At 29.9% G+C, this 11575-nt stretch carries 13 protein-coding genes and 1 rRNA gene; 12 read left to right on the top strand and 2 right to left on the bottom strand.

Translation table 11 applies throughout. The annotated features are described in order from the left end of the window. The first annotated feature begins 148 nt into the window (after window positions 1-148). The 6 genes from rrf (at window position 149) to C7U55_RS12900 (ending at window position 6181) form a co-directional block, all read left to right on the top strand. Window positions 149-257: ribosomal RNA gene (rrf, locus tag C7U55_RS12925) — 5S ribosomal RNA — on the top strand. 75 nt (window positions 258-332) lie between these two features. Then, a complete protein-coding gene (locus tag C7U55_RS12920) occupies window positions 333-3533 on the top strand; it encodes an ABC transporter ATP-binding protein/permease (RefSeq protein ID WP_106988903.1) in 3201 nt (1066 codons plus the stop codon). A 61-nt stretch (window positions 3534-3594) separates the two neighbouring features. After that, the gene (locus C7U55_RS12915; RefSeq protein WP_106988902.1) at window positions 3595-4524 is read left to right on the top strand and encodes a GTP-binding protein; all 930 of its coding nucleotides are present in this window, start codon (window positions 3595-3597) and stop codon (window positions 4522-4524) included. 43 nt (window positions 4525-4567) lie between these two features. Continuing rightward, complete coding sequence (locus C7U55_RS12910; protein WP_106988901.1) at window positions 4568-5296, top strand: YdcF family protein; 729 nt, start codon at window positions 4568-4570, stop codon at window positions 5294-5296. A gap of 9 nt (window positions 5297-5305) precedes the next feature. Further along, window positions 5306-5779: a hypothetical protein gene (locus C7U55_RS12905; protein ID WP_106988900.1), complete on the top strand. Its 474-nt coding sequence runs from the start codon at window positions 5306-5308 to the stop codon at window positions 5777-5779. A gap of 60 nt (window positions 5780-5839) precedes the next feature. After that, the gene (locus C7U55_RS12900) at window positions 5840-6181 is read left to right on the top strand and encodes a hypothetical protein (protein WP_106988899.1); all 342 of its coding nucleotides are present in this window, start codon (window positions 5840-5842) and stop codon (window positions 6179-6181) included. A gap of 20 nt (window positions 6182-6201) precedes the next feature. On the opposite strand, the gene C7U55_RS12895 is transcribed toward C7U55_RS12900, so the two are convergent. Continuing rightward, window positions 6202-7017, bottom strand: coding sequence for an Mrp/NBP35 family ATP-binding protein (locus tag C7U55_RS12895; RefSeq protein ID WP_106988898.1), 816 nt, complete (start codon window positions 7015-7017; stop codon window positions 6202-6204). 113 nt (window positions 7018-7130) lie between these two features. Between C7U55_RS12895 and C7U55_RS12890 the strand changes: the two genes are divergently transcribed. The 3 genes from C7U55_RS12890 to C7U55_RS12885 are packed head-to-tail and all read left to right on the top strand — an operon-like array spanning window position 7131 to window position 8939. Further along, window positions 7131-8471: an MATE family efflux transporter gene (locus C7U55_RS12890; protein ID WP_106988897.1), complete on the top strand. Its 1341-nt coding sequence runs from the start codon at window positions 7131-7133 to the stop codon at window positions 8469-8471. A 1-nt stretch (window position 8472) separates the two neighbouring features. Then, window positions 8473-8637, top strand: a complete 165-nt coding sequence (locus C7U55_RS13625; RefSeq protein WP_155522391.1) for a hypothetical protein — start codon at window positions 8473-8475, stop codon at window positions 8635-8637. Next, on the top strand, window positions 8637-8939 hold the full coding sequence (locus tag C7U55_RS12885; protein ID WP_048924827.1) for a hypothetical protein: 303 nt from the start codon (window positions 8637-8639) through the stop codon (window positions 8937-8939). The genes C7U55_RS13625 and C7U55_RS12885 overlap by 1 nt, the downstream gene beginning before the upstream one ends. Window positions 8940-8961: 22 nt before the next feature. On the opposite strand, the gene C7U55_RS12880 is transcribed toward C7U55_RS12885, so the two are convergent. Further along, window positions 8962-9771 (bottom strand): COG1361 family protein, encoded by an 810-nt coding sequence (locus tag C7U55_RS12880; protein WP_106988896.1) that lies wholly within the window; start codon window positions 9769-9771, stop codon window positions 8962-8964. Between the two features lie 120 nt (window positions 9772-9891). On the opposite strand from C7U55_RS12880, the gene C7U55_RS12875 reads away from it, so the two are divergent. From C7U55_RS12875 to C7U55_RS12865, 3 genes are all read left to right on the top strand, one after another. Continuing rightward, window positions 9892-10572: a FadR/GntR family transcriptional regulator gene (locus C7U55_RS12875; protein WP_106988895.1), complete on the top strand. Its 681-nt coding sequence runs from the start codon at window positions 9892-9894 to the stop codon at window positions 10570-10572. Continuing rightward, window positions 10573-11181, top strand: coding sequence for a hypothetical protein (locus tag C7U55_RS12870; protein ID WP_106988894.1), 609 nt, complete (start codon window positions 10573-10575; stop codon window positions 11179-11181). A 98-nt stretch (window positions 11182-11279) separates the two neighbouring features. Continuing rightward, window positions 11280-11575: NAD(P)-dependent oxidoreductase (locus tag C7U55_RS12865; protein ID WP_162297453.1), on the top strand; the 296-nt coding region annotated here is incomplete at its 3' end.

Below are 11575 nucleotides of genomic sequence, written 5' to 3'. Positions count from 1 at the left end.
AGGTAGATAGGTCAGGAGTGTAAGCATGGTGACATGTTAAGCGGACTGATACTAATAGGTCGAGGGCTTGACCGAAAAGGCAAGCGAGCTTGAAAGAAAGAGACTACTATCTGGTTTTGAGTGTCCTGAAGGATACTTGAAGAGAAGATCTGGTAATGATAGCATGATGGACACACCTGTTCCCATTCCGAACACAGAAGTTAAGCATCATCACGGCGAAGATAGTACTTCGGTGCGAAAATAGCTCGTTGCCAGTTCTTTTTTTTTATATTTTTTATTAACACTCTGTTTATATTTGTTTGATATTATATTTTCTATATGGAGGGAAAATGATGTTACAAATTTTTGATATTTGCAAGCAATACAAAACGGGAAACTTTATACAAAAAGCATTGGATCATGTATCTCTTAACTTAAGAGATAATGAATTTGTTGCAATTCTTGGTCCTAGTGGAAGTGGAAAAACAACGCTTTTAAATATTATTGGAGGTCTTGATCGCTATGATAGTGGTGATCTCATTATTAATGGAATTTCTACAAAAAAATATAAAGATCGTGATTGGGATTCTTATCGCAATCATACAATTGGTTTTGTTTTTCAAAGTTATAATTTAATTCCACATCAAACAATCTTAGCTAATGTAGAACTTGCACTTACAATTTCAGGTGTTTCTAAAACAGAGAGAAGACAAAAGGCAATAGAGGCGCTTACAAAAGTTGGTTTAGGTCAACAAATTCATAAAAAACCAAACCAACTTTCTGGTGGACAAATGCAACGTGTCGCGATTGCTCGTGCAGTCGTTAATGATCCAGATATCTTGTTGGCGGATGAACCAACAGGAGCTTTAGATAGTGAAACAAGTATTCAAGTCATGGATCTACTAAAAGAAGTTGCTCAAGATCGTTTAGTTGTTATGGTTACACATAATCCAGAACTTGCTAAAGAATATGCAACTCGAATTGTAACTTTAAAGGATGGTGTTATTTTAGATGATACAAATCCTTTTCATGTTGAAAAACAATCTTCTAAGTACAAAAAGATGGGTAAAACATCAATGTCTCTTATTACTTCTTTATCTTTAAGTTTTAATAACTTAAAAACAAAGAAGGGAAGAACATTTTTAACTTCTTTTGCTGGTTCTATTGGAATCATTGGTATTGCATTGATCCTTTCTTTGTCAAATGGAGTTAATTCGTATATTCAAACGATTGAAGAAGATACATTATCTGAATATCCACTACAAATTACCAGTACTGGCTTTGACATGTCTTCTATGCTTGTAGACGATAATGAAAAATCAAAATCGAATAAAGATGTTCAAGTTGCTAATATGATGACAACAATGTTTTCTAAAATTGGCTCTAATGACTTGCAATCACTAAAGAAATATATTCAAGATAATCAAGCGCAATTAAAACAATCCACAAATTCAATAGAATATACGTATAATATTGCTCCTCAAATATTCTCATTTACTAATGAAGAATATCGACAAGTGAATCCAGATAAAACTTTTGCTTCATTAGGCATGGGATCATCATCAAGTTCTAATAGTATGATGTCATCTATGATGTCTACAGATGTCTTTAAATCAATGCCTAAAAATACAAATCTATTTAGTGAACAATATGATGTTAAAGCAGGACATTGGCCTAAAAAAACTAATGAGTGTGTGATTGTTCTAACTGCTAAAGGGAAGATAAGTGATATGATGGCCTATACTCTTGGCTTAAGAGATATTCAAGAATTAGATGATATGGTTAAACAATTTTCAAATGAAGAAGAAGTCGATGTGACCTTAAAAAATGATGCATACAATTATCAAGATTTATTAAATAAAACATTTAAACTTGTCAATGCAGCTGATTATTATCAATACGATCAACAATATCAAATTTGGAAGGATAAATCCGATGATCAAGAATATATGAAAAATCTTGTTCAAAATGGTGAAGATATTCAAATTGTAGGGATTGTACAACCTAAAGATGATTCTTCTGCAACAATGTTGTCAACAGGAATCTATTATCCTTCTTCGCTTATTGATCATGTTATTAAAAAATCAACTAAAAGTGAAATCGTGCAACAACAAATCAATAATCATAATCTCAATGTTTTTACCGGAAAAGCTTTTGATATAAAAGAAAATAATTTTGATATGAGTTCACTTTTTACAATTGATCAAAATAAAATGAAAAATGTATTTAAATTTGATACATCTAAAATACAAATAGACTTATCTAATTTAAATACAGCTCTTACAAATCAATCATTACCTGCCATTGACTTACAACAAATTATTCAACAAATTCGTTTTAATCTTTCAGATGAACAAATTAATCACCTTACAACAAGTTTAATGAATAGTTATAACGAATATATAAAGAGTCACCCAGAAGCAAATGTCAATCAAGCGATGCAAGGCTTTATTGATTATATTCAAAGTAATGAAGCAATGAGTTTTATTCAAGAAGAAATCAAGAAATATGCACAAGATGGCATTAGTAACGAAGAAATGTCACAAATCATGCGAGATTTATTTGAAAAATATCAAGAACAACTTGGTAATACAGATTTGAATATGGCAAAAATCAATGAATATATTTTACAATATCTTCAATCTGATGAAGCTAAAAATATCCTTACAAATGAAATGACAACAATCATTCAAACAACAGATCTTCAATCACAAATCACAGCGATTATGTCACAATATATGAATTCTTATATGCAAACAATATCTTCGTCGCTACAAAAAGAAATGCAAAGAAGTATGATGAATCTTTCTAGTTCACTTACAAATGCTTTTCAGTTTGATAGTCAAGCCTTTGCAGGAGCGATGAGGTTAAACATGGATGAAAAAGATATCATGAGTTTAATGACATCCATGATGTCAAGTGAACAAGATTCTTATGAAAATAATATTAAAAAGTTAGGGTATGCTGATTTTAATAAACCTGCAGGAATTAATATTTATCCTAAAAACTTTGAAAGTAAAGAAAAGGTTATTCAATTTTTAGATAACTATAATAAGAAAATGGAAAAAACAACCCAAGATGATAAAGTCATTACGTATACAGATTTTGTCGGAACTTTAATGTCATCTGTTACCGATATTGTTAATGTCATTAGTTATGTTCTTGTTGCCTTTGTTGGTATTTCTCTAGTTGTTTCTTCGATTATGATTGGTGTTATTACTTATATAAGTGTATTAGAACGTAAAAAAGAAATTGGTATTTTAAGAGCAATAGGGGCTTCAAAACGCAATATTTCACAAGTGTTTAATGCAGAAACATTTATTATAGGTTTATTTGCAGGTCTTATTGGTATTGTCATTACATTACTTGCACTAATTCCCGCAAATAGAATTATTCATGATATTGCAGGGACAACTGCAGTGAACGCAAGTTTACCACCTGTTGCAGGAATTGTTTTAATTGTCTTAAGTATTATTTTAACTTTACTTGGAGGAATTATTCCTTCTAAAAAAGCAGCGAAAGAAGATCCTGTGACAGCACTTAGAACAGATTAAAAAGTCTTTGATTAGACTTTTTTTTCTTTGACGATATAATAAGAGTGAGGAGTGAGTAAAAATGGTTAAAGTAGATTTAATAACAGGGTTTTTAGGCTCTGGTAAGACAACATTTATAAAAAAATATGCAACTTATTTAATAAATCAAGGATATAAAGTAGGAATCATTGAAAATGATTTTGGGGCAGTCAATGTTGATATGATGCTTTTACAAGATTTACAATCAGACAATTGTGAATTAGAAATGGTGGCAGGTGCTTGCGATAAAGATTGTCATCAAAGACGTTTTAAAACAAAATTGATTTCTATGGGAATGCGCCAGTTTGATCGTATACTAGTAGAACCATCAGGAATCTTTGATGTTGATGAGTTTTTTGATATTTTACATGAAGAACCTCTTACAAATTGGTATGAAATAGGAAATGTTTTCGCCATCGTAGATTCTTCTTTAGAAAAGAATCTATCTAAAGAAGCTTCTTATTTACTAGCAAGTCAAGTAGTAAGTGCGGGTAAGGTTTTATTGAGTAAAGTAGATTCAACAAGTCAAGAACGAATTAACGAAACAATTCAACAAATCAATCAAGCGTTAACTTCATTTCATGGTAAAGAAATAGAACAATCAAGAATAAAAATAAAACAATGGAAAGACTTTAAAAAAGAAGATTATGAAGAATTATTAGAAAGTGGCTATACGAATAATTCTATTGAAAAATTATGGTTTGATCAAAATAAAACTTTTCAATCACTTTATTATATGAACAATCATTTTAACCAAGAGGAGTTTATTAAAAAAATAGATACGATTTTTTTAGATCAAGAATGTGGACATGTAATGAGAGTTAAAGGTTTTTATCAAAAAGAAAATAAGTGGTATGAAATGAATATGACACAAGAAAGTAAAACAATTCAAGAAATACCTGAAGGGCAAGATGTTATTATCGTTATAGGGGAAGAATTAAATAAAACAAAAATAGACCAATATTTTAAATAGGAGTGTAAAACTTTTGTTAGAATGGTACAAAGTAGGTGAAATAATGAAAATTATGAAATATGGATTAATTACTTTTTTTATATTAAGTTTTATTCTATTTGCATTACCTTTTGTCTTAAAAGGTATATTGAATATTGGAAATATTACAGGAATGTTAGTATCTTTTTTATGTGTTCTTGTTGTATTAAATAGTAAACAACTTTATCCATACCTAACATCTAAAATAACAATAACCTTTGTTATTGTATTTTTAGGAATCATTACATTTTGTTCCTATAAAATTTTATCTAATATCAATCATCCAAGTAATAAAGAAACAACAGTTGTTGTGTTAGGCTGTCGTGTTAAAGATAAAAAACCAAGTCTTGCTTTAAAAGAAAGATTGGATAAAACCTATGAATACTTAAATGAAAATAAAGAATTAAATTGTATTTTATCTGGTGGACAAGGCGATAATGAAGAAATATCAGAGGCAAAATGTATGTATCAATATCTAGTGAAAAAAGGAATTGATAAAAAAAGACTTTATTTAGAAGATCAGTCAACATCTACGAGAGAAAATATTCTTTTTTCATATAAAATTATTGAAAAAGAAAATCTCAACAAAGCAATAACAATTATTACTAATGAATTTCATGAATATCGAGCACAAACAATTGCGAGTCATTTAAATATAGAAAGCTATGCCATTAGTGCCAAAACAGCATGGTGGTTATTTCCAACTTATTTTGTAAGAGAAATTTTTGGAATGATTTATGAATTTATTTTTTAGGAGGCTTTTATGGGAGGAATCAGTGTACTTGTTGTTTTAGGATTATTTATGTCTTTCTATGCTTTTTATCTTTTCGTTATTTTTATAAGTGTCTTTTATTTATTTGAAAACTATCTTTTTGAATGTGTATATCTTTATAAAAAAGAACATTCTTTGATAGCATGGCTTCCTTATTACAATAAGTATTTAATAGGAAAACAAGTAAATAAAGAAAAAGAAGGAATCTTCTTGATGGTTATAGAAATTTTAGGAACAATTTGTTTTTATCTTTCATTAAATGTTCAACTAGGCTCATTTGATACAATCATTTTCATTTTATTTATTGTTTGTTGTTTGATTTCTTTTAGTATGAATATTTATTTATTACATAAGATTATGAAGCAGGCTGTTTTAAAATACGCAGATTGGATCACGATTTTCAATGTTTTAACACTTGGATTTTTTAGAGGAATAAGTTTATTTTTAATTAGAAATAAATCATAAAAAAGACTATCTTTTTTTAGAGTTTGTGATAATATATTACGAGAATATGAGGTGATTTAAATGAAAAAAGTTGTTTTAGAATTTGATGATGATGAAGTAGAATTATTACAGCAACAATTAAACCAAATTCAAGATGCTATAGGAGTGGAAACTCTTGAAGATTATGTTTATTATGCAACGATGTCTCATTGTAAAACAATGCAAGCAGCATCAAGAATGTTTGGACAAGCTGGTTATCTTGAAAAACTGATGTCAGATGAAAATGTTCATGTAGGTGTTGTCAACATGCCTATTCAATTATCAAATGTAGAAGATAAAGATGACTTTAGTCAATATTTAAATGATGTCTTAAATGATGCGGTTAAAGATTACATGAATCGTAATAATGAACCTATAAATTAAAAAAGCACCTCGGTGCTTTTTTAAATATCTTTTACTTTTGAAGAAAAATCATCAAACCAATCAGAATGATAATTTTCAACATATCCCTGATCAGATAATTGTGTAAGTTCACTATCAATTGGTAATTGTCCAAGTAATGGGAGTTGATAACGATCAGCAACTTCTTGACTATGACTTTTACCAAACATATAAATCTTTTTATCACAATCAGGACATTTAACATAAGACATGTTTTCGACAATTCCAATAATATCAACATCCATCTTTTTAGCCATATTTACAGCCTTACTGACAATCATTCCAACAAGTTCTTGTGGGCTTGTCACAATAATAATCCCATCTAAAGGTAATGATTGAAAAACAGTAAGAGGGACATCTCCAGTACCTGGAGGCATATCTACGAACATATAATCAACATCGCCCCACATGACATCAGACCAGAATTGTTTAATCATTCCCGCAAGCACAGGACCACGCCAAATAACCGGGGTATCATTAGATTCTAATAATAAATTGGTAGACATGATTTTAATGCCCTGACTACTTTCAACAGGTGTGAATTCTTTTCCATTAGATAAAACTTGTTTATTTTCAACACCGAAAATACGTCCAATAGAAGGACCGGTAATATCTCCATCTAAAATTGCTACTTTATAACCTTCTCTTTGTTTTACAAGGGCAAGTAAGGAAGTCACAGAGGATTTTCCAACACCACCTTTACCACTAACAACACCAATTACTTTTTTTACACGTGAATGTGCATTCATTGGTGCTAAAAAATCTTTTTTTGAACATGTACTTTTACATGAATTACAATCATGATTACAATTAGCCATACTTTTCTCTCCTTTAACCTCTATCTATTATAACTTAAAATCAATAATTTAAAAAACAATATGATTGACTTTATGCTAAAAATCCCTAATAATAAAAAATACGGAGGGAAAATATGAAGAATTTAACAACAGGAAATCCATTAAAATTAATTTTTTTCTTTGCCTTACCCTTAATGTTTGGTAATTTACTTCAACAGCTCTATATTATGGTTGATACCATGATTGTTGGACGCTTTGTAGGAGTAGATGCCTTAGCTTCTATTGGCGGAGCAGATTGGATTAATTGGGCTATTTTAGGTTTATTAATGGGCTTTACACAAGGTTTTTCGATACGTGTTTCTAATTGTTTAGGGGCTAATGATGAAAGAGGAATGGAAAAATCAATTGCAATGTCTTATTTATCTTGTTTTTTTATTGCTTTGATAGCCATTGTTTGTGCACAAATCATTATAGAACCTTTATTACAACTTTTAAATACACCAAGTCATACAATTCAAGGATCTATTATATATTTAAGAATTATGTCCGGTGGTGCTTTAATTGTTATATTTTATAATTGTTTTTCAAGTATTTTAAGAGCAATTGGGGATAGTCGTACACCTCTTATTGCAATGGTGATGGCCGCTTGTTTAAATGTTGCTTTAGATTTATTATTTGTTTGTGTATTTCATCAAGGTATTGCGGGAGCAGCCATTGCAACGCTGATATCACAACTTTTTGCTGCTTCATTTTGTTATCACAAACTAACAAAAGAATTACCTTTTAAAATAACTAAGGAGAGTTTTCAAATAGATACCCACTTAATTAAACAACTGATTAAATTAGGTTTACCACTTGCTTTTCAAAACCTAATTATTGCGATTGGTGGTACTATTTTACAATCCGTTGTCAATGGTTTTGGTTTCTTATTCATTGCAGGATATACGGCAACCAATAAAGTGTATGGTATTTTAGAAGTGGTTGCGATTTCCTTTGGTTATGCCATTACGACCTTTGTTTCTCAAAACTTTGGTGCTAAAAAATATCAACGTATGAAATCAGGGGTATTTCAGGCAAATATCTTATCAATATTTATTTCGATTGTTATTATGATTAGTATATTAGTTTTAGGAAAAAAGATTCTTCTTTTATTTATTTCTACAACACCAAAACAAACACAAATTGTTTTAACGTATGCTTATGATTATTTATTTACAATGGCTGTTTGTTTACCAATTCTTTATATATTATATTCTTATCGAAGTGCCTTGCAAGGTATGGAAAATACGTTAATTCCGATGATTTCAGGAATTGTTGAATTAATTATGCGTGTTTCTGTAGCACTTATACTTCCTCAATATATTGGTGTTTATGGTATTTATTTAGCGGAAGTACTGGCTTGGGCGGCGGCAGCTGTTATGCTTTATATTTGTTATCATAGAGATTTACATCAATTAGATAAAGGAGTTGTGTAAGATGGGGTGGCTTATTTTTATGTGGTTTGTGATTTTTATTGTAATGGTTATTCTTTATTTTGTAATGATTGCATTTAAGTTAAGTAAGTTATATCATGATGTAGAGAAAAGGCAAAAGAATGATTTTGAAAATATTTCAAAGCTCAAAGAAAGGATGTTGAAATAATGTTAGGAACATTATATGTTGTTCTATCAAGTTCAAAAGAAGAAGATTATCAAAAGGTTAAAAAGGAATTATTAGAAATCTATCCTGATTTTTCGGTATCACCTTATAAAGAATCACAAATGGAAAAAGATGCTGTTGAATTCTTTGCAACTTGCCAAATAACTAAAGAAAAAGCAAAAGAGGTTTTAGATCAATTAAATAATGATTGGGATGGAGAAGTGGATGATTGTATTGCTTATGGCTTTAATACAAAAATGTTTGATTCACTTGTCTATCATTTAAATTTCCAATTATACGATTAAAATGGATGCTTTAGCATCCATTTTAAGTTGTTGTGGTATAAGTGCCGGTAACGACAAGAGTACTTGTACCAACAGGAATTACAAGATTTGGAATGGCAAGAGTTGTAAAGTTTACATAAGTTGTTGGATCATAGATAATAGGGTCAGGTTCATCTGGTGTTTTTAAAGTAATTGTCTCAATCTTGTATCCTGCTGGGAAGATATCGCTGAAGGCTACATTTGTGGCTGTTTCATTTCCTCTGTTGATAATTTTAAAAGTATAAACAAGGGATTCACCACTATAAATACTTGATTTATCAACAGACTTAGTCATTTCTAAAGCAGCATAGTTCGCAATTGTAACGGTTGCAGTTGGATCGGGTTTAACGGTAATAACTGGTCCTGTTGTTGAACCGCCATTAGCTGTTATCGTTTGTGTATTTGTAAGTGTATCAGGATTTGACGTAGGTGTCGTTGTTTCAAAAATGATGAGAACATTATCTGTTGGTTCAACAATACTATTTACTTTAAATGTTGCAGAATTCGTTGTAGTTTGAACGGCTATTTCAATAGGTGATCCATTTAAATAGCCTTCAACACTGGTATTAATATAGCGAATAAGACCATCCGCTAAATTGTCTACAATGGTAAGATTATAAAGAGGGGCACTGCCTGTATTTTCAACTCTTGTGACATAGGTAATGGTTTGTCCTGGAGTATACGTGTCAAGAAGTGCTTCTTTAGTAGCGGTCAAATCATAAAGACTTAAAATACGTGTTACAGCCGTATTGGAATTTGTTGTGACATTGTTGTAAAGCAATGTGGCTTGATTTTCAATTGTTACAGGGTCCATAAATAACCTCCTTTCAATTTAGTATATGTTTTATTAAAAAAAGGGTATGGACAAAAGAACATAGAATATTTAAAGGGTTTGTGATAAAATTGAAAGTAATTTAAGGAATCGAGGGAAACTATGGATAATAAAAAAAGATTATCTGATGACATTGCTGAAGTTCTTCTTTCTCAAATTGTGGTAGAAAAAAAATACTTACCAGGAGATAAACTTCCCAATGAAATCGATTTATCGAAAGAACTAGGGGTCAGTCGTATTACTTTAAGAGAGGCCATTCGTATTTTAGTAACACGACATGTTTTAGAAATCAAAAGAGGAAAAGGAACGTTTGTTCGTGAAGATTATAATGATCATACATTAGATAGACTCAATATCCCACCAGAAGTCAAAATGGGAGCAGATGATTTGTATGAGATACGTTTGATCTTTGAACCAGAAATTGCTTATTATGCAACACTTCGTGCAACAGATAAAGAATTAGAAAGAATTAATACACTAAAAAATGAAATAGAAGAAAGAATTTTAAACAAAAAAGATTATGCAAAACAAGAAACACTTTTTCATTGTTCTATTGCTCAAGCAACACATAATGAATTTATGTCTAGGTTAGAACCCGTATTACAAGAGGCTATAAAAAAAGGGGTTATCTTGTATGAATATGAACATATTTCTAATAAAGATATTATTTCAGATAATAAAATGATTATGGAATTCATGAATGCCCGTAATGCAGAAGGAGCAAAAAGTGCAATGCGAATTCATATTTTAAGAGCAATCAATCAATTAAAATTGGAGAAATAGATGATGTATTACAAAAGGCTATATGGACGCTCTATTATAGGGGTATATTTAGATAAATTAGGATTTGAAAAGTACTATATTTACTGTCTTATTATTCTTTTTATTTGGCTATATACAGGGTATTTTTCAGTGTTATTGTGGGGTGTTCTTTTTCTATCAATATTAGGAATTCTTAAAGAAAAATCACCTAAGATAGATTATTATTATAAATTAATTCAAAGCTTGATATTTATTATCATGCTTGTTTTATCTTTAACATCTTATTATTTCTTTGAAGAACTAGAATTTATATCATTAGGAAGAAGTTACTTACAATGTATTGTATTGAAAACAAGACAGGCTACTTGTGTAGTTCCAGAAATTTATTTTAAACATTGGTTAGTCGATCCACATACTAAACGCTATGAAGGCGTTTATATGGTAAAAAAGCAGAACTCTTTTAAAGAAGAAATGAAAATTATGAAAAAATGTATAGAAAAAGATAAGGGGATTGTTGAATCAATCAATAAAAAGAAAGATGATGATTCCTATAATGTTCTTTTGAAACAAGGAGAACATTATACATTAAGAATAAGAAAGTATAAATCTTTTGATATTTTTGAATATTAATTTCAAAGAGAGCAGACAACAGTGTTGACATAAGACAACTTAAGTAATATAATAGTCACGAAAAAGGAAATCGAGTAATAAAAACGGAGGAAAATAAAATGGCAAAAATATTTTATGAATCAGATTGTGACTTATCATTATTAGATGGGAAAACAGTAGCCATCATTGGATATGGATCACAAGGACATGCACATGCATTGAACTTAAAAGAATCAGGAGTAAAAGTTATCGTAGGATTATACGAAGGATCAAAATCATGGAAAAGAGCTGAAGAACAAGGATTTGAAGTGTATACTTCAGCAGAAGCTGCAAAAAGAGCAGATATCATCATGATTTTAATCAACGATGAATTACAAGCAAAACTTTATAAAGAATCAATTGAACCAAATCTAGA

The sequence above is a fragment of the Faecalibacillus faecis genome, assembly GCF_003024675.1.
GTDB classification, from domain to species: Bacteria; Bacillota_I; Bacilli_A; order Erysipelotrichales; family Coprobacillaceae; genus Faecalibacillus; species Faecalibacillus faecis.
Note: the sequence above shows the minus strand (reverse complement) of the source record. Positions and strands in the feature narration are given on the sequence as shown.